The organism is Actinomadura opuntiae (assembly GCF_030283205.1).
In the GTDB taxonomy this organism is placed as follows: Bacteria; Actinomycetota; Actinomycetes; order Streptosporangiales; family Streptosporangiaceae; genus Spirillospora.
In genome coordinates this window covers 521,235-544,357 of record NZ_JASNWF010000004.1, presented here as the reverse complement: position 1 = coordinate 544,357, position 23,123 = coordinate 521,235, and the positions used below count along the sequence as shown (strand labels likewise).

19 protein-coding genes are annotated in these 23,123 nt (G+C 72.4%); 4 read left to right on the top strand and 15 right to left on the bottom strand.

Going from position 1 to position 23,123, the window contains the following annotated elements; genetic code table 11:
- Positions 1–77 precede the first annotated feature (77 nt).
- The 5 genes from QP089_RS11295 to QP089_RS11275 form a co-directional block, all read right to left on the bottom strand.
- Positions 78–632, bottom strand: coding sequence for a peroxiredoxin (locus tag QP089_RS11295; RefSeq protein WP_285911453.1), 555 nt, complete (start codon positions 630–632; stop codon positions 78–80).
- A gap of 332 nt (positions 633–964) precedes the next feature.
- Positions 965–1,453, bottom strand: a complete 489-nt coding sequence (locus QP089_RS11290) for an SRPBCC family protein (RefSeq protein ID WP_285911452.1) — start codon at positions 1,451–1,453, stop codon at positions 965–967.
- Between the two features lie 86 nt (positions 1,454–1,539).
- A complete protein-coding gene (locus tag QP089_RS11285; RefSeq protein WP_285911451.1) occupies positions 1,540–2,145 on the bottom strand; it encodes a TetR/AcrR family transcriptional regulator in 606 nt (201 codons plus the stop codon).
- Between the two features lie 40 nt (positions 2,146–2,185).
- The gene (locus QP089_RS11280; RefSeq protein ID WP_285911450.1) at positions 2,186–3,274 is read right to left on the bottom strand and encodes a hypothetical protein; all 1,089 of its coding nucleotides are present in this window, start codon (positions 3,272–3,274) and stop codon (positions 2,186–2,188) included.
- Entirely contained in the window at positions 3,271–3,843 is a 573-nt protein-coding gene (locus QP089_RS11275; RefSeq protein ID WP_285911448.1) for a SigE family RNA polymerase sigma factor, read from the bottom strand. Before QP089_RS11275 ends, QP089_RS11280 begins: the two co-directional genes overlap by 4 nt.
- 175 nt (positions 3,844–4,018) lie before the next feature.
- On the opposite strand from QP089_RS11275, the gene QP089_RS11270 reads away from it, so the two are divergent.
- The 3 genes from QP089_RS11270 to QP089_RS11260 all read left to right on the top strand — a co-directional run bounded on the left by QP089_RS11270 (position 4,019) and on the right by QP089_RS11260 (position 12,241).
- Positions 4,019–4,924: a LysR substrate-binding domain-containing protein gene (locus QP089_RS11270; RefSeq protein ID WP_285911447.1), complete on the top strand. Its 906-nt coding sequence runs from the start codon at positions 4,019–4,021 to the stop codon at positions 4,922–4,924.
- A 200-nt stretch (positions 4,925–5,124) separates the two neighbouring features.
- Positions 5,125–8,571, top strand: coding sequence for a bifunctional glycosyltransferase/CDP-glycerol:glycerophosphate glycerophosphotransferase (locus tag QP089_RS11265; RefSeq protein ID WP_285911446.1), 3,447 nt, complete (start codon positions 5,125–5,127; stop codon positions 8,569–8,571).
- 151 nt (positions 8,572–8,722) lie between these two features.
- The gene (locus tag QP089_RS11260; RefSeq protein WP_285911445.1) at positions 8,723–12,241 is read left to right on the top strand and encodes a bifunctional glycosyltransferase/CDP-glycerol:glycerophosphate glycerophosphotransferase; all 3,519 of its coding nucleotides are present in this window, start codon (positions 8,723–8,725) and stop codon (positions 12,239–12,241) included.
- 66 nt (positions 12,242–12,307) lie between these two features.
- Here QP089_RS11260 and QP089_RS11255 read toward each other — a convergent pair whose 3' ends face one another.
- From QP089_RS11255 to QP089_RS11210, 10 genes are all read right to left on the bottom strand, one after another.
- The gene (locus QP089_RS11255; RefSeq protein WP_285911444.1) at positions 12,308–13,009 is read right to left on the bottom strand and encodes a class I SAM-dependent methyltransferase; all 702 of its coding nucleotides are present in this window, start codon (positions 13,007–13,009) and stop codon (positions 12,308–12,310) included.
- Between the two features lie 102 nt (positions 13,010–13,111).
- Positions 13,112–13,972 carry an SRPBCC family protein gene (locus QP089_RS11250; RefSeq protein WP_285911443.1) on the bottom strand — a complete coding sequence of 287 codons (861 nt, stop codon included), beginning with the start codon at positions 13,970–13,972 and terminating at the stop codon, positions 13,112–13,114.
- A gap of 207 nt (positions 13,973–14,179) precedes the next feature.
- The gene (locus tag QP089_RS11245; RefSeq protein ID WP_285911442.1) at positions 14,180–15,034 is read right to left on the bottom strand and encodes an FAD binding domain-containing protein; all 855 of its coding nucleotides are present in this window, start codon (positions 15,032–15,034) and stop codon (positions 14,180–14,182) included.
- Positions 15,031–17,448 carry a xanthine dehydrogenase family protein molybdopterin-binding subunit gene (locus tag QP089_RS11240; RefSeq protein ID WP_285911441.1) on the bottom strand — a complete coding sequence of 806 codons (2,418 nt, stop codon included), beginning with the start codon at positions 17,446–17,448 and terminating at the stop codon, positions 15,031–15,033. The genes QP089_RS11245 and QP089_RS11240 overlap by 4 nt, the downstream gene beginning before the upstream one ends.
- Positions 17,445–17,936 (bottom strand): (2Fe-2S)-binding protein, encoded by a 492-nt coding sequence (locus QP089_RS11235; RefSeq protein ID WP_285911440.1) that lies wholly within the window; start codon positions 17,934–17,936, stop codon positions 17,445–17,447. Before QP089_RS11235 ends, QP089_RS11240 begins: the two co-directional genes overlap by 4 nt.
- Positions 17,937–18,157: 221 nt before the next feature.
- On the bottom strand, positions 18,158–18,865 hold the full coding sequence (locus QP089_RS11230; protein WP_285911439.1) for a peptidoglycan-binding protein: 708 nt from the start codon (positions 18,863–18,865) through the stop codon (positions 18,158–18,160).
- On the bottom strand, positions 18,862–19,029 hold the full coding sequence (locus QP089_RS11225; RefSeq protein ID WP_285911438.1) for a hypothetical protein: 168 nt from the start codon (positions 19,027–19,029) through the stop codon (positions 18,862–18,864). The genes QP089_RS11230 and QP089_RS11225 overlap by 4 nt, the downstream gene beginning before the upstream one ends.
- 192 nt (positions 19,030–19,221) lie before the next feature.
- Positions 19,222–19,578, bottom strand: coding sequence for a hypothetical protein (locus QP089_RS11220; protein WP_285911437.1), 357 nt, complete (start codon positions 19,576–19,578; stop codon positions 19,222–19,224).
- 81 nt (positions 19,579–19,659) lie between these two features.
- Complete coding sequence (locus QP089_RS11215; RefSeq protein ID WP_285911436.1) at positions 19,660–20,532, bottom strand: isocitrate lyase/PEP mutase family protein; 873 nt, start codon at positions 20,530–20,532, stop codon at positions 19,660–19,662.
- Positions 20,533–20,776: 244 nt separating this feature from the next.
- On the bottom strand, positions 20,777–22,285 hold the full coding sequence (locus QP089_RS11210) for an MFS transporter (protein WP_285911435.1): 1,509 nt from the start codon (positions 22,283–22,285) through the stop codon (positions 20,777–20,779).
- Between the two features lie 111 nt (positions 22,286–22,396).
- On the opposite strand from QP089_RS11210, the gene QP089_RS11205 reads away from it, so the two are divergent.
- Positions 22,397–23,122 (top strand): TetR/AcrR family transcriptional regulator, encoded by a 726-nt coding sequence (locus QP089_RS11205; protein ID WP_285911434.1) that lies wholly within the window; start codon positions 22,397–22,399, stop codon positions 23,120–23,122.
- Position 23,123: the final 1 nt, after the last annotated feature.

Here is a 23,123-nt window from a genome sequence, read left to right as displayed (position 1 = left end):
CCGGCCGTCTGGGCCGGGCCGGCCGCGGCGGGCGCGGGGGCGCCGCGCGGGCCGGCCGGCGGGGTGGACCGGGCCGGTCAGGCCCCGGCCAGCAGCTTGGTGGCGTCGAGGGTGTCCTCGCCCTTGTTCCAGTTGCAGGGGCACAGCTCGTCGCTCTGCAGGGCGTCGAGGACCCGCAGGACCTCCTTGACGTTGCGGCCGACGGAGCCCGCGGTGACCATGGCGAACTGGATCTCGTTGTTCGGGTCGACGATGAAGGTCGCCCGCTGCGCGACGCCGTCCTCGGTGAGGATGCCGAGGGCCTCGCACAGCTCGCGCCGCAGGTCCGACATCATCGGGAACGGGATCTCGCGCAGGTCGGGGTGGTCCTTGCGCCAGGCGAAGTGGACGAACTCGTTGTCGACGGACGCGCCGAGCACCTGGGCGTCGCGGTCGGCGAAGTCCTCGTTGAGGCGGCCGAACTCGGCGATCTCGGTCGGGCAGACGAAGGTGAAGTCCTTGGGCCAGAAGAACACGACGCGCCACTTGCCCTCGTAGGACTTGTGGTTGATCGTCTCGAAGGCGTTGTCCGGGTCCAGCGAGACGCAGGCGGTCAGCTCGTACTCGGGGAACTGGTCACCGACAGTAAGCACGCATGCTCCTTTGTCACGAGAAAGGGGTCGCCTCTCGCCCGGAGAGGCGTGGGAAGGCCGCCGCGGCGGTGGTGCCGCCCGGCGGCTGATGTCACTCAGCGTGCCGTACCGGCAAAGGAAAGAGAAATCGATCTATCGCAACGGATTGATAGGACCTTCTTATTGGATCTCGCCAAACCCGGCCTCACCAGCCCAAACACCCTCTTATCGGAGTCGAAGGGGCGTCGGAGGTTGATGGAGATCACATCCGCGCCCCGAGTGGCGGACACGCTCCGTAGCGGACGAGCCTAGAGGATCTCCGGACCGCCTCCGGTCCGCCGGCCGGGCACCGGTCAGGACTCGCGGGTGCCCTCGAGATGCGCCTTGAGGCGTTCGAGGGTGATGGCGATGTTGCGGGTGTTGTGCGCCGGACGGTCGGCGGTGCCGGTCAGCGCGATGGCGATCGGGATGAGCCACAGCGGGGCGCGCAGCCAGTTCGTCTCGGTGACGGTGCAGCCCGCGCCGTCCTCCGCGGGCGCGATGTCGTACTGCCAGCGGGAGATCGGCAGCCCGAGCGGGGCGTCGACGTCGTAGGCGAACCGCTCGTTCTCGCGGGCGGCGACGACGGTGCAGTTGGTGTACCAGCGGCGGCGGCCCCACCGGTTGTAGCCGCGGAACCGGGCGCCGACGGCGGCCCGGGTGGCGCGGCCGAGCCAGCGCGCGCGGTACGCCTCCTCGGCGAAGGTGATCATGACGGGCGGGTCGCTGACGATCCGGTAGACCGCGGCGGGGGAGGCGTTCACGGTGATCCGGCCGGTGGCGATGGGCTGCTCGATCGGCATGGGGGCCCCTGTCTTCCGTCGAATGTAATCGCCGATTACATCAGCGCCGCGCGGCACCGTCAACGCTCTGCCGCGGCCGGCGGTACTCAGCCCTGCCCGATGCCCCTGCCGAACGTGTCGAGGACCTGTTCGGCCAGCTCGCCGGCGTGCTCGGCGGGCAGGAAGCCGTCGACGACCATCTGCGAGAGCCCGTAGACCAGGGCGTGCGCCGCGAGGATCACCAGCTGCGGGTCGCCCGCCCGCAGCGTGCCGGCGTTCTGCCCCGCCGCGATGAGATCGGTCACCTGCCGCTCGACCGCCCGCATGCCCTCGCGGATCTCCGGCGCCGGGTCCGCGGTGTAGACGGTGGTGCGCAGCAGCTCGAACCGGTGCGGGTGCCGGGCGGCGTACCGCACGAAGGCGTGCCCGAACGTCCACATGGCCGGACGGTCGGGACGGGCGTCCGCGAGCGCCGCCCGCTGCCACTCGCCGAAGTCCTCCAGGACGCGTCCCGCGACGGCGGTGAGCAGGGCGTCCCGATCGGCGAAGTGCCGGAACGGGGCGCCCGGCGAGACGCCGGCCCGCCGCGCCGCCTCCCGCACCGAGACGTTCGGCAGACCGCCCTCGTCCAGCAGGTCGAGGGCGGTCGCCGTCAGCGCGGCCCGCAGCGAGCCGTGGTGGTAGCCCGGGCGCCGGGCGGGGTCGTCGGACACCCGGGCTTGATACCACACCGGCGGCGCCGCGGGCCGCGGGTCACCAGGCCAGGTCGTCGTAGTCGGCGGAGCGGCTCAGCCAGGTGAACGCGCCGCCGTCGACGCGTCCGGGACGGCCGTCGATGAGCTGCAGGACGTGCGCGCCGGAACCGTCGGCCTTGACGAAGAAGGAGTCGCCGGGCAGCGGGACGGCCCGTCCCGCCGGCTGCCAGGTCCCCGTCGACAGCGTCGCCAGGACGAAGGCGGCGTCGTCGTTCCGGCCGTGCTTGGCCCCCTGGATCTGGGCCGTCGCGGTCCTCCCGTCGGGGTTGAGGACGAACACGTTGATCAGCCCGTCCACCCGCGTCCCGGTGACCTCGGCCGAGCGCGCCACGCGCGAGGCCAGCAGGTCCGAGCCGGGACGGCCGGTGTCGAGCAGCCGCAGCACCGCCCGGCCGGACGCCTGGCCGGGGGCCTGGAGGAAGCCGAGGGTGCGGTTGTCGGGCCCCCACGTCGCGCTGGTGACGAGCCCCTCTCCGGGGGTGCTCCAGGTCCGGTGTCCGCCGGTGCGGACGTCGATGACCACGGCCTCGGAGCGGCCGCCGTCGGTGCCGACGACGGCGAGCCGGGAGCCGTCGGGGCTGGCGGCGAGGTTCTCCGGCTTGCCGAACCCCGAGCCGAGCCGGACGGTCCCGCCGGGGAGACGCTTCGGCGCCGACGGCCTCCCGTCCGGGCCGAGGGTGAACCGGTAGAAGGCGTAGGAGTCGCCGCCCGCGCTGCCGGCGAGGAAGAACGTCCGCCGGTCGCCCGTCGCGGCGACCGCCGCGTAGCGGCCTTCGAGCGCGGCCACCTTCGTGAGGGCCCCGGAGGAGGCGTCCTCGACGACCGCGTGCCCGCCGCGGATCGCGACGACGTGCCGGGGCCCGTTGGAGCCCGCGGCGGCGCCGGTGTGGGAGATCCGCGGGAGCGCGCCGCCCACCGCGGTGCCGCCGACGATGACGGCGGCCAGCGCGCCCGCGACCGCCGCGGGCACGGCCCACGGGCGGCGGCGCCGCGGCGCCGGAACGGTGACGGGCGCGAGGGAGCCGTCCGGAATGCCGGCGGCGGCGGCGCCGAACGCGTCGCGGAGCCGCTCTTCGGTCCTGGTCATGCTTCCTCCCCGAGAAGGCCGGCGAGCGACGTCAGCGCCCGCGAGATGGTGGACCGGACCGTGCCGACGCCGATTCCCATGATCTCGGCGATCTCCCGTTCGTCCAGGTCCAGGTAGTAGCGCAGCACCAGGGCCTCGCGGCGGCGCTGCGGCAGGCGCCGCAGCGCGAGGAAGACCTCGCGCCGCTCCTCGCCGAGCATGGCCGCCGACTCGGCCGACCAGACCGGCGGCTCGTGCGTGCGTCCCGTCCGGAACGCCAGCTTGCGCCGGCGCAGCACCGTGCGGCACTTGTTGACCACCGCGGCGCGGGCGTACGGCAGCATCCGGTCGTGGTCGGTGAGGCGGTCGATCCTGCGGTAGAGGTCGATGAAGGCGTCCTGCACGACGTCCTCGGCGGTGGCCCGGTCGCCGACGATCATGAGGGCGGTGCGGGCGAGGGCGAGCTGGTGCTCGCGGAACAGGGCCACCAGGGCGGCCGTGCCCGCGCCCCGGTCGTCCGCGTCGGCGGCGTCCACCTCGGAGGCGTCCGCCTCGGGGAAGGCGCCGGCCGTGCGGCGGGGGTGGCGCATGTTCGCCACTATGTCGGTTTCCACGCCTCTTACACTCATGAGCCGCCCGTCCGTTGCCCGCCCGGCGGAAGCGATGTTCAAAGCCCGGTGCGACCGCCGGGTATCGTGACGCCGCGGTTATCTATCGGTGACGGAGTGATAGGAGACGGTTATCAGCAGGCCGACGGTCTCGCAGTTGCGGGCGTTCCTGGCATTGGCGGAGCATCTGCACTTCCGGGACGCCGCCGCCGCGCTGCGGATGAGCCAGCCGGCGCTGTCGGGCTCGGTCGCCGCGCTGGAGGGGAGCCTCGACACCCGGCTCGTGGAGCGGACGACCCGCAAGGTGCTGCTGACGCCGGCGGGCGAGCGGGTCGCGCGGCGGGCCGAGAACGTGCTGGCGGAGCTGGACCGGCTGGTCGAGGAGGTCAGGGCGGTGCGGGGCCCGCTGGTGGGGCCGCTGCGCGTCGGGGTGATCCCGACCGTCGCGCCCTACCTGCTGCCGGTCGTCCTGCCGCGCCTCGCCGACGAGTTCCCCGACCTCGAGCTGTCGGTGCACGAGGAGCAGACCGGCCACATCGTCGCCGAGCTGATGGCCGGGCGGCTCGACGTGGTGCTGCTCGCGCTGCCCGCGCCCGCCCAGGGCGTCACCGAGCTGCCCCTCTACGACGAGGACTTCGTGCTGGTCACGCCCGCGTCGTTCCGGCTGGAGGCCGGCGCCGTGCCGCGCGACGCGCTGGGCGAGCTCGACGTGATCCTGCTGAACGAGGGGCACTGCCTGCGCGACCAGGCGCTGGACGTCTGCCGCGAGGTGGGCGCGCGGGCGCCGTCGGCGACGTACGCGACGAGCCTGGCGACGCTCGTCCAGCTGGTGTCGGGCGGGCTCGGCGTGACGCTGGTCCCGGAGACGGCGCTGCCGGTGGAGACGCGGCGGGCGCCGAACCTGGCGCTGCACCGGTTCGCCGACCCGGCGCCGTTCCGGCGGATCGGCCTGGGGTTCCGGTCGACGTCGCCGCGCACCGGGGAGTTCGAGGCGCTGGCGGTCAGCGTCCGCGCGGCGATCGCGGAGCTCGGCACCGGCACGCCGGGAATCCGCCCGGCCTGACCGCCCTACGGCCGGGGACGCGCCCGTGGCGGCAGGTCAGGTCACGGTAAAGCGATGGCAGGGCGGGTCAAGTCTGCGTCAGGGGACGTCCTGGCAATGGCGATCCGCGTTCGTATGATCACTTCGCGTCACCATGCTCGGTGTGGCGGGGTTTCCGCTCTGGCTCGGCGGTGCCCTCGTCCAACCGACCTGGAGGCCGCATGTCCCCGAAGCTCAGCGTCGTCGTCCCGTTCCACAACACCGAGGAGTACCTGCGCGCGTGCCTGGAGTCGATCGCCGGGCAGTCGCTGCGCGACCTCGAAGTGATCATGGTGGACGACGGGTCGGACGACAACGGCGCGGTGATCGCCAAGGAGATGTGCGACCGCGACCCCCGGTTCCGGCTGCTGGCGCGCGACAACGAGGGGCCGGGGCGGTCCCGCAACGCGGGGGTGCGGCTGGCGAAGGGCGAGTACCTGGCGTTCGCCGATGCCGACGACGTGGTGGAGCGCGACGCCTACAGCCGGATGGTCGGCTCCCTTGAGCGCACCGGGTCGGACATGGCGTGCGGGAACGTCGAGCGTATGGACGCCGACCGGACGTGGCAGTCGGTGCTGCACAGCGGGGTGTTCACCGAGACCCGCCTGAAGACCCATGTGTCGGCCCACGGGCTGCTCATCCGTGACCGGACGCCGTGGAACAAGGTCTACCGGCGTTCGTTCTGGGACCGCACCGGGCTGGAGTTCCCCGCCGGCTTTTACGAGGACCCTCCGGTGACGGCCCGCGCGCACGCGCTCGCCGGCTCCGTGGACGTGCTGAGCGACACCGTCTACTACTGGCGCAAGCGGCCGGGTTCCATCACCGAGGACCGCTACGACTGGGACAACCTGTGCCAGCGCCTGCGTTCCGCGCGCGTCGTGCGCGAAGGGCTGGCCGCCTATGCGCCGCAGCTCGTCGCGACGTACGACGAACACGTGCTGGTCGACATCGAGCTGCGCGTCGTTCTCGACGCCCTCCCCAGGACGGACGACGAGAACCGCGAGGAACTCGTCGCGATGGGTGCGGCCCTTGCGGAGGGCATCAACCCGCGCGTCATCAAGCGGCTCACGTCGATGACGCGGCTGCAACTGCACCTGCTGTGCCGCAAGAAGCTGCCCGAGCTGATGGAGGTGCTCCGGTTCGTCCAGCTCGGCAAGCACCACGACACCGCGCGGGTGCGGCGCGGGTTGCGGCACCGCTGGTACGCCGAGTACCCGTTCTTCGAGGACGCCGAATGCGGCGTCCCCCTGCACGTGTACGACGTGACCGACGAGCTGAAGCCGGCAGCGGCGATCGACCGGGCGACGTGGGTGGGCGGACGGCTGCGGCTCGAAGGGCACGCCTACATCCGGCACCTGGACTCCTCCAGCGAGGACGGCTCCCGGATCCGGCTGTGGCTGCTGGCGTCCAACCGGCGCGGGCTGATGCGGGTGCCCGTCCAGCGGGTGCGGCGGCCGGACGTCACGGCGCGGACCCGGCAGTCCGTGGTGTCCTACGACTGGTCGGGGTTCGTCGCGGAGATCGACCCGTCCGCGCTGAAGATGTTCGGCCGCTGGCGGGACGTCGACTGGATCCCGTGCGTGGAGATCGTCAACAAGGGGCTGCGGCGCCGCCGGACGTTCGCGAACCCGCGGCTGGCCGCACGGCAGTGGCCGGACGACCAGGAGTGCGCGCCGGGCGTGCTGGTGCAGGGCGTCGCGGCCAAGCGCCGGTTCGTCGTGCAGGTGCGCCGGACGGCCGCGACGGTCGTCGGGTCGCACGTGGAGGGCGACGAGCTGTGGCTGGACGGCTGGAGCCGCACGCCGCTCGAGGCCGGCGCGCGGGTCACCGCGGTGCCGAAGGCGGGGCGGGCCACGGTGGCGGGCCCGGTCGAACCGACCGAGAACGGCGCCGACGGCTGGTACGGCTTCCGCGCGAAGCTGCCGATCGGCGGGCTCGCCCGGCACCTCGGCGACTGGGAGATCAGCCTGCCCGGCGGCGTCCGCCCGTACCTGGAGCAGGACGCGGCGGGCGCGGTCTACCCGGCGCCGTGCGGAGAGCTGGAGGTCGCGCGGACCCGGCGCAGCCAGGTGCGCGTCGTCGCGCGGGAGAGCGCGCCGGCCGTGGACCGGGTCTCCTGGTCGCCCGACGGGCTGCTGCGGCTGTCCGGCACCTGCTCGGACCCGGCGGGCCGCCCGGAGGCGCTGATCCTGCGGCGGCGGCGGTCCTGCGAGGAGCACACCGTCCCGCTGCGCTGGGAGAGCGACCGGTTCACCGCGAAGTTCTCGCCCGAGCGGATGCCGGTGCTGGGGCTGTCGCGCCCGCTCGTGTCCGGCCGCTGGGACGTGTTCGCGCCGCTCGGCGCGACCGAGCGCCCCGTCGTCGTCCGCCGGCACGCCCTGCGGGAACTGCCGGAGCCGACCGAGACGGGCCTGCACCGGATCGACGTGCGCGTCTACAAGACCGACCAGCTCCAGCTGCACATCCAGACGGCCCTCGACGACGACGAGCGCGGCCCCTACGCGCAGGCCCGCCTCCGGTCCGGGCACTACCGGCGGCACCTGAACCTTCCCGTACGGGACCTGGCCGTGTTCGACGCGTACAAGGGACGCCAGTACTCGTGCAACCCGCGCGGCATCTACGACGAGCTGCGGCGCAGGGACCTCGACGTCGACTGCGTGTGGGTCACCGAGAACGGCCAGTTCGGCAAGCCCGCCGGGGCGCGCACCGTCCTGACCGGTTCGCGGGAGCACTACGAGGCGCTCGCTCGGGCGCGCTACATCTTCGGCAACTGGTCGCAGCAGGAATGGTTCACCAAGCGCGAAGACCAGACCTACGTGCAGTGCTGGCATGGGACGCCGCTCAAGAAGCTGGGCTACGACGTCAAGCAGATGCCCTACAAGCGGACCGAGGGCATGGACTGGATGCAGCACGACGTCCCGCAGTGGGACGTGCTGCTGGCGCAGAACTCCTTCTCCGTGCCGCTGTTCCGGCGCGCGTTCGGCTACCAGGGCGAGATCCTGGAGAGCGGCTATCCGCGCAACGACATCCTGAACAGCCCGCACCGCCACGAGATCGCGACGGCGGTACGGCGGCGCCTCGGCATCCCGGACGGCAAGCGGATCGTGCTGTACGCGCCGACGTGGCGGGACGACTTCCACTTCGCCATCGGCAAGCGGGCGTTCCGCCTGGAACTGGACGTCGACCGGTTCCGCAAGGCGCTCGGGCACGACCACGTCCTGCTGCTGCGCACCCACTACCTGGTGACCGACCGGCCGAAGTGGCGGCCCGGCGACTGCGTCGTGGACGTGTCGGTCTACCCCGACATCTCCGAGCTGTTCCTGATCAGCGACGTGCTCGTCACCGACTACTCCTCGGCGATGTTCGACTTCGCCGTCACCGGCCGTCCGATGCTGTTCTACACCTACGACCTGGAGCGCTACCGCGACCACGTGCGCGGCTTCTACTTCGACTTCGACGCCGAGGCGCCCGGCCCGCTGCTGCGCACCTCGCAGCAGGTCGTCGAGGCGCTCGCCGAACCCGCCGCGATCGAGTCCGCGTACCGCACCGCGCGCGCCGCGTTCGCCGCCCGCTACTGCCCGCACGACGACGGCCGGGCCGCCGCCCGCGTCCTGGACCGCGTGCTCTGACGTCCGCGCGGCGCCGTCCCGAGCGGCGCCGCGCGGCCGGCGCCGCCGCCCGATCGGCCGCGCCGCGCACACCGCCGCACCGCCGCACCGCCGCACAGCCGCACACCGCCGCCCCGCGCGCACCACCACCCCGCAACCCCTGGAGAACCCCGTGTCACCGAAGATCAGCGTCGTCGTACCGTTCCGCACCGCCGAGGACCACCTCGCCGGATGCCTGGAGTCGCTGGCGGGGCAGACGCTGCGCGACCTCGAAGTGATCATGGTGGACGACGGGGCCGGGGAGGGGGCCGCCGCCGTCGCCAAGCGGTTCGCGGACCGCGACGGCCGGTTCCGGCTCGTCCAGCACGCGGACGCGGGAGGCCCGGCGCGCAACACCGGCCTCCGGCACGCCGAGGGCCGCTACCTCGCGTTCGTGGACGGCGAGGACGCCGTCCCGCCGTACGCCTACGAGCTGCTGGTCGGGTCGATGGAGTCGACCGGGTCCGACATCGCCGGCGGCAACGTCATGTGCCTCGACGACGAGGGCGTATGGCAGTCCTGGATGCACGCGGAACCCTATGCCGCGACGATCCGGTCCACGCATGTCGCCCACCACCCGGTGCTCCTGCTGGACCGGACCGTCTGGAACAAGGTGTTCCGCCGCTCGTTCTGGGACGCCCACCAGTTCGAGTTCCCCGCCATGCAGTACGAGGACGTCACCGTGGCGATGGAGACCCACGTCCTCGCCTCCTCCGTCGACGTCCTCGACACCACCGTCTACTTCTGGCGGCACCATCCCGGCGCCTACGGCCGGGAACGGCAGGAGCTCGGCGACATCATCGACCGGATGGCCGCGCTGGGGATGGTGCGCCGCGTCCTGCGCGACCGCGTGCCCGAACTGCTGCCCGCCCACGACATGTACGCGCTGGACCTGGACCTTCGCGCGCTCGTCCACGCGCTGCCCGCCGCGTCCGAGCAGGAGCGCCGCCGGCTGGTGGACCTGGGCGCGGAGATCGTCGCGTCGGCGGACCCGTCGGCGGCGTCCGGGCTGGAGGCGATCAAGCGGCTGGAGCTGCACCTGCTCGGCGAGCGGATGCTGCCCGAACTGCTGGAGGTGCTGCGGTTCGAGGAGGGCGGGCTGGAGGAGGTGCCGATCGTCCCGAAGGGCCGGATCCGGCAGCGCTGGTACGCCCGCTACCCGTTCTTCGGCGACGAGCGCCGCGCGATCCCCGACGAGGTGTACGACGTCACCGACGAGTTCGACCTGTGGACGCAGGTGGAGCGGGCCGGCTGGGACGGGGAGATCCTCACCCTGGAGGGGTACGCGCACTTCGCCCGCCTCGACGTGTCGTCGGCGCACGACTCCCGCATCCGGATGTGGCTGCGCGACGCCAGGACCGGCCAGGAGGTCCGGCTGGAGACCGAGCGGACCCGCTGCCCGGACGCCACCGCCCGCTCCGGCCAGGCGCTGGTGTCCTACGAGTGGTCCGGGTTCGCCGTCCGCGTCGACCCGGAGGCGCTGCGCGACGGCGAGGAGTGGCGCACCGCCGCGTGGGAGCTGTTCGCCGAGGTGTCGACGGCCGGGCACAAGGCCGTCCGGCGGATCACCGCCGCCGCGCCGCGGGTGCGGTGGACCGCCCCGCGCCAGCCCGCCGAGCACGTCGCGGTGCAGCCGGCGGACGGCGACGGCGGGTTCGTCGTGCACGTCAAGAACTCCCGCGCGGTGCTCACCGGGTTCCGCCGGACGGGGGACAGCCTGGAGCTGACCGGCTGGACGAACCGGGCCCTCGGCGCCGGCGCCGCGATCATGGCGGCGCGGCGGCACGGCGGCGCGGAGGTCTTCGGCGACGTCACGGTCCGCCCGGCGGCGGTCACGCCGGCGGCCGAGGGCACCGGCTTCTGCTTCACCGCCACCCTGCCGCTGGACGGCCTGCTGTCGCTCCCCGCCGGCGAACCCGTCCCCGAAACCTCGGCCCGGCCGCACCTGCTGGACGCCATCGACTGGGACATCAGGCTCAACGGCGAGGGCGGCCCGCTCCGCCTCACCATGGCCGGGCACCTCGGCGAGGCCAGGTACGCCCGGCGGGGCCGCGAGTTCGTCCTGACCCGCACCGCGTACGGGAACCTGCGCGGCGTGGAGCGCAGCTTCCGGCCCGTGGTCACGCGGGCGGCCTGGGACGCCGAGGGCCGGCTCGCGCTGGCCGGCGCCTTCGCCGACCCCGAGGACCGCCCCGGCCGCCTCCTGCTGCGCTGCAGCCGCTCAGGCGACACGCACGAGATGCCGCTGGCCTGGGAGGGCGACCGGTTCATCGCCGCGTTCACGCCCGCCCGCCTGCCGGTGTTCGGCACGGACCTCCCGCTCGCCGAGGGCACCTGGGACCTGATCGCGCCCACCCGGTCCGGGGACGTCGCCGTCGTCGTCGAGCGCGCCGCGATCCCGGCGCTGCCCGAATGGCGGCGTGTCGGCACGCACGAGTACGAGGTCGGTGTGCACCAGACCGACGCGGTGCAGCTCCACAGCCGTCCCGCCCTGTCGGAGGACGAGCGCGGACGGCACGCGCAGCGGCTCCTCCAGCTGAACGACTACCCCGTCTACCTGCGCAGCGGGCTGTCGGACGTCGTCGTGTTCGACAGCTACAACGCGTCCCAGTACAGCTGCAACCCGCGCGCCCTCTACGAGGAGCTCGCCAAGCGCAGGCCCGATCTCGAATGCGTGTGGGTCTCCCAGGACGGCCAGTTCGCCGTGGAGGGAGAGGCCCGGACCGTCCTGGCCGGAACACGCGAGCACTACCGGACGCTCGCCCGCGCCCGCTACATCGTCACGAACTACGGCGCGCCGCACTGGTACATCAAGCGGGAGGGGCAGATCTACCTCCAGACATGGCACGGCACCCCGCTCAAGCGACTCGGGTACGACCTGAAGGACATGCCCTACCGGCGCACCGAGAAGCTCGACTGGATCCAGCGGGAGGTGCCTCGGTGGAGCTACCTGCTGTCGCCGAGCCCGTTCGCCACGGACGTGATGCGGCACGCGTTCCACTACAGCGGCCGGATCCTGGAGACGGGATATCCGCGCAACGACGTCATGAGCACGCCCGAATGGCAGCGCCTGGGCACCGACATCCGCAAGCGCCTCGGCATCCCCGAGGGCAAGAAGGTCGTGCTCTACGCGCCGACCTGGAGGGACGACGAGCACCACGCCATGGACCGGCGCGGCTTCCACCTCGAACTCGACCTGGAGACCATGCGGCGCGTCCTAGGGGGCGACCACGTCCTGCTGCTGCGCGCCCACTACCTCATCACCGACCGCGCCCATGTCGCGTGCGACGACTTCGTCATGGACGTCACCCGCTACCCCGACGTCGCCGACCTCTATATGGCGGCCGACGTCCTGGTGACGGACTACTCGTCCGCCATGTTCGACTACGCCGTCCTGGGCCGTCCGATGGTCTTCTACACCTACGACCTGGAGCGCTACCGCGACCACGTGCGCGGCTTCTACCTCGACCTGGAGGCGGAGGCACCGGGTCCGTTGGCCGCGACGTCCGAGGAGGTCGCCGAGGCCGTCCGCGCGGCCCCCGAGATGGAGGACGAATACAGCGGCAAGTACGACGACTTCTTCGTCAAGTACTGCCCCCACGACGACGGCGAGGCCTCCACCCGCGTCATCGACCAGGTCTTCTCTCGTTGACTTGCGGCGAGTCGTCGTCATGGCGGCGTCCATAACGACGACTCGCCGCAAGTGAACGTCGTCCGGTCAGCCGGGGCGGCGGACGCGGGCGAAGAGCCAGGTGCCGGGCAGCGACCACAGCGGCAGCCGCCGCTCCAGGGCCATGGAGACGCGCAGCGCCTCGTTCGCCAGCGGATGCAGGGGGGCGAGGTCCTCGCGGCGGGTCGTCCGGTGCCGGAACCGGCGCAGGACCGGGTGCAGCAGCACGCCCCGGCTCCACAGCCGCTCCAGCAGCAGGCCGGCGCCTTCGAGCAGCTCGGCGAGGGTGTCGCGGGTGTAGCGGCGGACGCGTCCGAGCGCGACGTCGTGCGCCGACCACAGCCCCATGTCGCAGGGGACGGACAGCAGCGCGGTCCCGCCCGGCCGGAGCACCCGGGCGATCTCGGCGGCGGCGCGCCGGTCGTCCTCGATGTGCGCCAGCACGTCCATCGCCAGCGCCAGGTCGTACTCCTCACCCGGAAGCGGGAGGTAGCGGGCGTCGCCCTCGTACGCCTCGACGCCGTGCGCGCGGGCCAGCGCGACCGCGCCGGGGTTCAGGTCGATCGCGGTCGCCTGCCAGCCGTACCCGGCCATCATCCGCGCGTCCGTGCCCGCTCCGGCGCCGATGTCGACGGCCGTGCCGGGGGTGCTGAACCGCAGCAGTTCACCGGACAGGATCGCGCGCCGTTCCCGGTACCACCAGTTCTCGTTCTCGATCCGCGCGATCCGCTGCAGCTCGATGGTGTCCACGGGACAAGGTCATGCCATCGCGGCGGCGCATTCCACTGTCGTCGCCGATCGCATGCCGATCGTTGACCCGCCCTTGAACCGGCCCCGGGCGTGCGGGCGGCGTCAGCGCCTGCGGCGCCGCACCAGCCAGCGGACCGCCAGCAGCAGCGCCACGACCCCGCCGGCCGCCGGGACGGCGCGCTTGGCCAGCGACGGGCCCGCGACCTCCAGCAGGTCGATCGCGTCGTCCTCGCGCGCCAGCCGCAGCGGCGGACGCTCGGACGGCGCCGGGGGCCGCGGCGGGGCGGCCGGCACCGGCCGCGGCGTCTCCGCCTGCACCTCCGCGGGCTCCGGCTCCGGCTTCGCCGGCTCGACCTTGGCGGGCTCGTCCGGCTTGGCGTCCGCGACGCCGGTCTCGGCCTCCAGCTCGGGCTTCGCCGCCTCGGCCGGGCTCTCCGGCACGGCCTCCTGCACGGGCTCTGCGGGGGCCTCGGCATCGGCGGGCGCTGGCTCGGCAGGGGCCTCGGCCGCCGGTGCCTCCAGCTCCGCCGACAGCGCCTTCGCGAACCGCGCGATGATCTTCGAGCCGACCTCGGACAGGATGTTGCGGCCGAACTGCGCGGGCCGCCCCGTCACGTTCAGCTTGGTGTGCACGGTCACCCGCGTGGTGCCGTCGTCCTGGGCGTGCAGCCTCGCCTGCACGGTCGACGACGCCGTGCCGGAGCCGCGCGCCTCCTTGCCGGCCGCCTCCAGCGTCACGGTGCGGGACGACTCGTCGGCCGAGACGATGCGCGCGGTGCCCCGGTAGGTGATGGTCATCGCGCCGACCTTCACCTTCATCCGGCCCGCGTACTCGCCGCCGTCGACCGAGTCGAGGGTCGCGCCCGGCATGCACGACGCGACGCGCTCCACGTCGAGCAGCACCGACCAGGCCCGATCCACCGGCACGGGGACGGTGAATTCGTGGTCGAGCTCCATGGTCATGGTCCTTATCGTCCGGTGTTCCTGCCGCGACCCTACGGCGATCACCGTGTCGCCGCCAGTGCGGGGGGTGCCCGCACGCGACGCGGGGAAACGGGGCGGGTCGCGCGGCCGGACCCCGGGGCGCGGGGACCCGGCCGCGCGGCCACGACTCAGCCGTGCCGCTTGCGGGGGGACGCCCCCCGCACCCCCCCGATTCGCTTCGCTCGCCTACTTCGCGGCGGCCGCCAGCGCGCGCGCCGTCAGCACGGATGCCAGATGCGTCCGGTATTCGGCGGATCCGTGCAGGTCGGCGGGCGGCTCGGTGCCCTCGGCGGCGTGCCCGGCGGCGGATCTGAACGCCTCCTGCGACGCCGCACCCCCTCGGACGGCCTCCTCCACCGCGCCCGCCCGGACCGGCGTCGGCCCCATGTTGGTGAGCGCGACCCGGGCCTCCTCGACCGTGTCGCCCGAACTGCGCACCGCGCACGCGACCCCGACGATCGCCCACGCCTGCGCCGTCCGGTGGAACTTCTCGTAGTGCACGCCCCAGCCCGCGCCGAGCTTGGGCATCCGCACACCGACGAGCAGCTCGTCGGGCTCCAGCGCCGAGGTCATCCAGTCGACGAAGAACTCCGCCGCCGGGATCTCCCGCTCGCCGCGCACCGACCGGGCCAGCAGCACCGCGTCCAGCGCCAGCGCGACGGCCGGCAGGTCGCCCGCCGGGTCCGCGTGCGCCAGCGAGCCGCAGAACGTGCCGCGGTGCCGGACGGCCGGGTCCGCGACCGTCTCGGTCGCCCGCGCGAGCAGCGGCAGGTGCTCGCGCACCAGCGGGTCGCCGATCACCTGGTGGTGCGTCGCCATCGCGCCGATGACCACGGCGTCGCCGTCGTCGCGGATCTCGCGCAGCTCGTGGAGCCGGTCGAGGTCGATGAGCGCGTCGGGGTAGGCGAGCCGCATCCGCAGCAGCGGCATCAGGCTCTGCCCGCCGGCGAGGACCTTCGCGTCCTCGCCCGCGTCGGCCAGCGCCCGCGCGGCGTCGTCCACCGACGCGGGCCGCACGTAGTCGAACGTCGCGGGGATCACTGGGCACCTCCGGCCGATCCGAGACCGCCGCCCGCTCCGGGTTCGGCGGTGTCCGGCTTGGACTCCGAGCGGATCGCGCGCCAGACCCGCTCCGGCGTGCACGGCATCGGGACGTCGACCACGCCGAACGGGCGCAGCGCGTCCACGATCGCGTTCACGACCGCCGGGGTCGAGGCGATCGTGCCGGCCTCGCCGACGCCCTTGACGCCCATCGGGTTGGACGTCGCGGGCGTCTCGGTGCGGTCGGTGGTGAACGACGGCAGGTCCGCCGCCGACGGGATCAGGTAGTCCGCCATCGTCGTCGTGGTGAGGTTGCCCTCCGCGTCGTACACGGCCTCCTCGTACAGGGCTTGCGCGATGCCCTGCGCGAGCCCGCCGTGCACCTGTCCCTCGACGATCAGCGGGTTGACGACCTTGCCGACGTCGTCGACCGCGACGTACTTGCGGATCCTCACCATCCCGGTCTCGGTGTCGACCTCGGCGGCGCACAGGTGCGTGCCGTGCGGGAAGGAGAAGTTGTCCGGGTCGAACGTCGCGTCGGAGTCCAGCGACGGCTCGACGCCGTCCGGCAGGTCGTGCGCGGCGAACGCGGCCAGCGCGACCTCCTGCAGTGTCCGCCCCTCCTGCTGGACGCCGCGGACGCTGAACCGCCCGCCCTCGAACTCCAGGTCCTGCTCGGACGCCTCCAGCAGGTGCGCCGCGACCTTGCGGGCCTTGTCGACGACCTTGTCGCACGCCGAGTACAGCGCCATCCCGCCGACCGCCAGCGACCGGGACCCGTAGGTGTCCATGCCCTTGTGCGAGACGGCCGTGTCACCGTGCAGCACCTTCACGTCCTCGAACGGGACGCCCAGCCGGTCCGCGGTGATCTGCGCCCACGCCGTCTCATGGCCCTGCCCGTGCGCGGACGAACCCGTGACGACCTCGACCTTTCCGGACGGGAGCACCCGGACCGCTGCGTGCTCCCAGCCGCCGGCCCCGTACGACAGCGAACCGAGCACCCGCGACGGCGCCAGCCCGCACATCTCCGTGAATGTCGACACTCCGATGCCGAGCTGTACCGGGTCCCGGCGTTCGCGCCGGTCGGCCTGCTCCGCACGGAGCTTGTCGTACTCGAACAGCTCCAGGGCCTTGTCGGTCGCCGCCTCGTAGTTCCCGCTGTCGTAGGTGAGTCCCGCGATCGTGTCGTAGGGGAACTCCTCGTGCGCGATCCAGTTGCGGCGCCGCACCTCGATCGGGTCCATACCGAGCTCGGCGGCCAGTTCGTCCATCAGCCGCTCGATCGCGAACGTCGCCTCCGGACGTCCCGCGCCCCGGTAGGCGTCGGTCGGCGTCTTCGTCGTGAACACGCCGGAACACGTGAAGGAGTAGGCGTCCATCTTGTAGATGCCGTTGAACATGAACGCGCCCAGCAGCGGGATGCCCGGCGTCACCAGCATCAGGTAGGCGCCCATGTCGGCGAGCAGTTCCACCTTGAGGCCGCGGATCCGCCCGTCCCGCTCCGCCGTGAGCGTGAGCTTCTGGATCTGGTCGCGGCCGTGGTGGACGGTCATGTTCCCTTCGCTGCGCGACTCCGTCCACTTCACCGGACGGCCCAGCTTGCGCGCCAGCAGGAGCGCGAGGACCTCTTCTCCGTACACCTGGAGCTTGGACCCGAAACCGCCGCCCACGTCGGGCGCGACGACCCGGATCCTGTGCTCGGGGATCCCGGTGACCGTCGCCAGCATCAGCCGCAGGATGTGCGGGATCTGCGTCGCCGAGTACAGGGTGAACTCGTCGCCCTCCGGGACGCACAGCACCGACCGCGGCTCCATCGCCGTCGGGATCAGCCGCTGCTGGACGTACCGGCGCTCCAGGACGACCGGCGCGTCCCGCATCGCCGCGTCCAGATCCCCGTTCTCGAACACCCACGTGTAGGACGTGTTCGTCCCGAGCGACTCGTGTACCAGGTCGGCGCCGTCCGCGACCGCCGCCTCCATGTCCACCACGGCGGGCAGCGGCTCGTAGTCGACGTCGATCTCCTCCAGCGCGTCCACCGCCGCGTACCGGTCCCGCGCCACCACGCATGCCACCGGCTCGCCCACGTACCGGACCTCCTCCACCGCCATCGGCGGATGGTCCGGATGCTTCATGTCCTCCGTGACGACCCACGCGCACGGCAGCGACCCCTGCTCGTCCGCGAAGTCGGCGCCGCTGAACGCCGCCACCACCCCCGGGCGGCTCTTCGCCTGCCCGACGTCCACCCCGGTGATGCGCGCGTGCGCGTGCGGGCTGCGCAGGAACGCCACGTACAGCGTCCCCACCGGCGCCATGTTGTCGGTCCACCGCGTCCGCCCGGTGACCAGCCGGGCGTCCTCCGACCGCTTGCGGGGCGAACCGATCTCCCGCGCGGGACCCTCGGCCGTGGCGGTCATGGGGTCACCTCCCGCTCCTGCGCGGGCGTCCGCATCTCCGCCGCCGCGCGCCGCACCGCCCGCACGATGTTCTGGTAGCCGGTGCACCGGCACAGGTTGCCCTCCAGCCCGTCCCGGACCTCCTCCTCGGACGGGTCGGCGTTCTCCCGCAGCAGATCGATCGACGCCATGATCATGCCGGGGGTGCAGTAGCCGCACTGCAGCGCGTGCTCCTCGTGGAACGCCCGCTGCAGCGGGTGCCCGGCGCCGGCCCCCAGCCCCTCGACGGTCGTGACGTCGCGGCCGTCGGCCTGGACGGCGAGCACGGAGCAGCTCTTCACGCTCATCCCGTCCAGCAGGACGGTGCAGGCTCCGCAGTTGCTGGTGTCGCACCCCACCGGGGTGCCGACCTTCCCCAGCCGGTCGCGCAGATAGTGGACGAGAAGAAGCCGCGGTTCGACGTCGTCCTCGTACGTCGCACCGTCGACCTCGACACGGATACGTGGCATGCGTTTCTCCCAGGGACGTCTCGGGGTGGACCGGAGAGGGGACGTCCCTGGCGGAGCACGCTCAACCGGCCACGTCATCGGGGCCCCGCCTCTCTGAGCGCTCCGCGACATGCCTCCCGGAGCGCCCCGCGACATGCGACCTTACGAAGGTATGCCGCGGTTGAATCGCGTACTAGACCCCGGCGTGGCCTATTTACCCCGGCCTGGGGGAGTCGTGGCCGCTAGTGCACCCGCAGCAGCACCGGCCAGGTGTCCGGCCCGACGATCCCGTCGTCCTTGACGCCGCCCCACTTCTGGACGGCCTTCACCGCCGCCTCCGTGGTGTCGTCGAACTTCCCGTTGACCGTCACCTCGGGGTGGCTGCGCGCCAGCAGCAGCCCCTGCACGCTCTCGACGTGCTCGCCCGAGTCACCCTTGCTCAGCTCCGGCAGCTGGTTCACCATGGCCTCCGTCCAGTCGTCGCCGCTGTAGTCGGGCCGTCCGTAGCCCGCGATCACGTCCGCGCTCCGCACCCGGCGCATGCAGGCGTCGGAGGTGTTGCCCTCGATCGTCTGGATCCGCCCGCCGCCGAGCGCCTTCTCGACCACGCCGACGTGGTCGATCGCGCCGACGGTGTTGGACGCGCCCCAGTCGAAGAAGACGATGTCGCCGGGCTTGGCGGCGTCGACCTGCGCGGTCGTGCCGGTGTGCCAGCGGCCCGCCTTCTGGAAGTCCTGGGCGTGCCAGACGGTGTAGGCGCGGTCGCCGCCCGGGAGCACCGCGCCGGCGTTGCCGCTGTGCCGCGCCCAGTAGGTGACGGCCATGTCGCACCAGGACGCCTTGAGGAACTCGTCCCCGTGCCTTGCGGCGTACTCCTTGGTGATGGTGTTCGGGCGGCCCGACATCCCGAGGGACTTGCGGGCCTCCGCCAGCATGCTCGCCGCGGTCATGCGGAACCCTCCCCGCGGAAGATCCCGTCGCCGTCCGGCTCTCCGTACAGCTCCCGGAGGACCTGCTCCTCGTCGGGCTCCGTCGCGCGGTCGACGGCGGGGTTCACGTCGACCTCGTCCATATGCGACGCCTCGGTGGCGTCCGTTCGTGCTTCGGGGGTCACTGTCACTCCTCGACGGCCGCGACCGCCCCGTACCGTGGGCGATCACCAACCGACCGTAATCGGATCCCCCATACTTTTCCGGATTTCCCCCACAATCACATCAACCGCTGCTGACCTGCCGGGACGGCCGTGCCACTCTCGCCACCGGGTAAGCGGACGGCGCCCGCGGGCGTGCGGGCGCCGTCCTGGGCCTCACTCGTCGTCGGCCTCGGGCGGGGACACGGTCGTCGACGTGCCCGACAGCGACCCGTTCGACGAGCCGGGCGACATGCCGCTGGACGCGCCGCTGACCTCGTTGATGATGTCGCTGCCCGGGCTGCCGTCGCCCTTGGCGAGGTTGAGCGAGCGGTCGATCTCCAGCCAGCTGTCGTTGCCCGCGTCGTCGCCGGTGTTGTTGAAGGCGCTGACGAGGCTGTCGCCGGGCGCCGCGGGGGACGCCGGCGCTGCGGGCGGCGGGGTGGACGGTGACGCCCAGGTGACGCCGGCCGTCGCGGCCGAGATGCCGCAGACGAGGGCGGTGAGGGCGAAGAACCTGGCGAGCGTGCGCATGGTGGACCTTTTCCTGTGGGGACGAAACATCGCGGCGACTCCCGGGTCGGGAATCACCGCGATGGGCGATGTCGGGGGCGATCAGGCGGGGGTGCCCGCCATCTCCTGTTCGTTGCTCCGGTGGTGCCGGCTGATGTTGCGTTCCAGCAGTTCGATCGATTCCTTGACGCCGACGCTGCCGGGGGCCATCTCCGGCAGCCGGCCGTCCGCGGCCTTCAGCTCGAGCAGCGCCGCGTCCATGGCGCTCTGCGCCGCGAACAGGCACGGGGTGCTGTAGATAGCCACGTCGACGCCGAGCTCGGTGAGCTCGGGCAGCGAGATGCGCGGCGACTTGCCGCCGGCGATCTGGTTGAACAGCAGCGGCTTGCCGCCGATCACCTGCCGCACCTTGTGGATCCACTCGACGCTGCGGACGCCGTCGACCAGGACGACGTCGGCGTCGGTCTCGGCGAGGGCCTGCGCGCGCCGCAGGATCTCGTCCTCGTCGGTGGCGTCGGTACGGGCGACGACCACCAGGTCGCGGCGGGTCTCCAGCACCATCTCGAGCTTCTCGAGGTACTCCGGCAGCGGGAGGATCCGCTTGCCGTCGACGTGCCCGCAGCGGCGGGGCCGCTGCTGGTCCTCCAGGATGACGCCGGACGCGCCGGCCAGCTCCAGCTGCGTGACGACGTGGCAGGCGACCTCGGGGTCGACGTACCCGTCGTCGATGTCGACCAGCAGGTGCCGGCCGGGGAAGGCGAGCCGCAGCCGCTGCACGAACGCGACCATGTCCGGCCAGGCGATGAAGCCGATGTCGGGCAGCCCGTAATGGGACGCGGCGAACCCGAACCCGGACACGAAGAGGCCGTCGTAGTGCTTGGCGGCGACGGAGGCGGAGAACATGTCGAACACTCCGATGAGCGGAGTGACTCCCTCCGACATGATCTCTCGTCGTAGCTCGTCTCCGTAGTTCACGTATCACTCCTCTGTTCTGGGGTGTGGCAGGTCCGGCGCCCGATGGGGCGCCGGACCGGGGGACTGTCACGCCTCGAACAACGCGGACGAGTCACTATTCCGCGTTGCGAATAGTTACTCATCCAGAACGTATAGGAGGGGCAAAGTGAATGTAGCGGTCGGCTAAAATCGATTGCCCTTCGCCGGTTATGAAATGCGATATGGGGATTTGTTCTTGGCCGTTGTTTTGCCGCGCCGGTAGTCGTTAGGGAGTGACGTCGACCGGGGCCCCGGCCGAGGCGTCCGGCTGCGTCGCCGGCGTCGGCCGCAGGACCAGGAACGCCAGCAGCGCCGCCGCGATGCCGGCCACCACGCCGACGACCGCGATCGTCGCCATGGACTCGGTGAACGCGTCGCGCGCCGCCGCGGCGAGGCCGGCGTCGCCCTTGGCCGCCGCGACCGCCAGCGCGTCCCCGATGGACTCGCGCGCCGGGCCCGTGACGCCGTCGGGCATGTGGCCGGAGAAGGCCGCCGACAGCACGCTGCCGAGGATCGCGACGCTGAGCGCCTGGCCGACCTGCTGGACGGTGTCGTTGACCGCCGAGCCGACGCCCGCGCGCTCGGGCGGCAGCGCGCCGAGCAGCGTCCCGTACGCCGCGGGGCCCATCGTGCCGCTGCCCATCCCCATGATGACCAGGGCGATGAGGAGCTTGGGGTAGCCGTCGCCGGGCGACAGCGTCGCCAGCACGCCGAAGCCCGCCGCGAGCAGCAGCAGGCCGCCCGCGACCGCGACCCGGGCGCCGAGCCTCTTGTCGACCACCACACCGATCCCGTTGAACGCCATCGCGGCGATCATCAGCGGGATGAACGCGGCGCCGGCCCTCAGCGGGCTGTAGTCCAGCACGAACTGCAGGTACTGGGTGAGCGCGAGCAGCAGGCCGCCCGCCGAGAACGACATCAGCACCACCGACAGGCTGGCGCCGCTGAAGTTGCGGTCGCGGAACAGGCCCATCGGCAGCATCGGCTCCGCGCAGCGCCGCTCCCACAGCGCGAACGCCACGATCACCACGGCCGCGATGGCGAACCCGCCGATCGTCCGGCCGGACGACCAGCCGTCCCGCGCCGTCTCGATCACGCCCCACACCAGGGCGGTCATCCCGACCGTCGACAGCACGGCGCCCACCACGTCCGGGCGGACGGCCGGGCCGCGCGACTCGGGGATGATCACCAGCGCGGCGACGATCCCGAGCACCGCGATCGGGACGTTCAGCAGGAACACCGACCCCCACCAGAAGTCGCGCAGCAGCAGGCCGCCGACGAGCGGGCCCGCGACGGCGCCGACCATCAGCACCGAGCTCCAGATCGCCAGGGCCTTCTTGCGCTCCTGGTCGTCGAAGACGGTGGTGAGGATGGAGAGCGTGCCCGGCATCAGGAACGCGCCGCCGATGCCCATCAGCGCCCGCGCGGCGATGAGCTCGCCGGACGAGTCCGCCAGCGCGGCGAACACCGACGCGCCGCCGAACAGCACGAGCCCGGTGATCAGGCCGCGGCGGCGCCCGAACCGGTCGGAGAGGGCGCCCGCGGTGAGCAGCAGCCCGGCGAAGACGAGCATGTAGGCGTCGAGGATCCACTGGATGTCGGCGTTGCTCGCGTGCAGGTCCTTCACCAGCGAGGGGATCGCGACGTTGAGCACCGTGTTGTCGATGATGACCACGAGCAGGCTGAGGCAGAGCACGCCGAGGATCCACCAGCGGCGCGGGTCTCGAGCGGACATGGCATCCCCGTTCGTACAGCGATCGAATTTTCGCACACTGTACTAACTTCGGTACGCCGTTCGCCAACCGATAATCTGGGAGGCGAGGCACTCCAGGTCAGAAGGACGCGCATGCCCCCTGAACACGATCCCGTCGCCACGTCGGTCTGGCTGCGCCCGGGCCGCCCGCGGCGGGGACGTCCGCAGCTCAGCCGCGAGGAGATCGTCGGCGCGGCGGTCCGGCTGATGGACGCCGAGGGCCCGGACGGCTTCAGCATGCGGCGCCTGGCCGCGAGCATCAGCGCGGGCGCGACCTCGATGTACTTCTACGTCGCGAACAAGGACGAGCTGCTGGAGCTGGTCGTCGACGAGGTCCTCGGCGAGGTCGAGGTCCCCGACGTCGAGGCGGTCGGCTGGCGGGAGGCGGCGGCCGGCCTCGTCCGCGCCTTCCGGACCGTGCTGCTGCGCCATTCCTGGGTGCTCGCGCTGTTCGGCACCCATCCCGCCATCGGGCCGAACGCGATGCGGATGAGCGACCGCACCATCGCGCTGCTGACCGCGGCCGGCCTGTCCGGCGTGGAGGTCGGCTGGGCCAGCTCGCTGCTGATGTCGCATGCCATCGGCTACGCCACGTCCGACGCCGCCCTCGACCGCGCCACCCGCGCGGCCGGCAAGTCGGCGGCCGACCTCGTCGAACAGCTCCGCCCCTTCGTCGAGCGCGTCGCGGACGACTACCCCAACTACGCCGGCTGGTGGCGGCAGAACGAGACGCTCGACATCGACCCGGACGACAGCTTCGAGTTCGGTCTCGAACGGCTCCTCGACGGCCTGCAGGCCTGGATCGACAGGAAATCCTGAC

Bases quoted from the DNA above. Each gene is read 5' to 3' on its own strand.
- QP089_RS11275 (WP_285911448.1), bottom strand. From the start codon at position 3,843: ATGCGCCACCCCCGCCGCACGGCCGGCGCCTTCCCCGAGGCGGACGCC.
- QP089_RS11265 (WP_285911446.1), top strand. From the start codon at position 5,125: ATGTCCCCGAAGCTCAGCGTCGTCGTCCCGTTCCACAACACCGAGGAG.
- QP089_RS11280 (WP_285911450.1), bottom strand. From the start codon at position 3,274: ATGACCAGGACCGAAGAGCGGCTCCGCGACGCGTTCGGCGCCGCCGCC.
- QP089_RS11290 (WP_285911452.1), bottom strand. From the start codon at position 1,453: ATGCCGATCGAGCAGCCCATCGCCACCGGCCGGATCACCGTGAACGCC.
- QP089_RS11210 (WP_285911435.1), bottom strand. From the start codon at position 22,285: ATGTCCGCTCGAGACCCGCGCCGCTGGTGGATCCTCGGCGTGCTCTGC.
- QP089_RS11240 (WP_285911441.1), bottom strand. From the start codon at position 17,448: ATGACCGCCACGGCCGAGGGTCCCGCGCGGGAGATCGGTTCGCCCCGC.
- QP089_RS11230 (WP_285911439.1), bottom strand. From the start codon at position 18,865: ATGACCGCGGCGAGCATGCTGGCGGAGGCCCGCAAGTCCCTCGGGATG.
- QP089_RS11205 (WP_285911434.1), top strand. From the start codon at position 22,397: ATGCCCCCTGAACACGATCCCGTCGCCACGTCGGTCTGGCTGCGCCCG.
- QP089_RS11250 (WP_285911443.1), bottom strand. From the start codon at position 13,972: ATGACCATGGAGCTCGACCACGAATTCACCGTCCCCGTGCCGGTGGAT.
- QP089_RS11235 (WP_285911440.1), bottom strand. From the start codon at position 17,936: ATGCCACGTATCCGTGTCGAGGTCGACGGTGCGACGTACGAGGACGAC.
- QP089_RS11220 (WP_285911437.1), bottom strand. From the start codon at position 19,578: ATGCGCACGCTCGCCAGGTTCTTCGCCCTCACCGCCCTCGTCTGCGGC.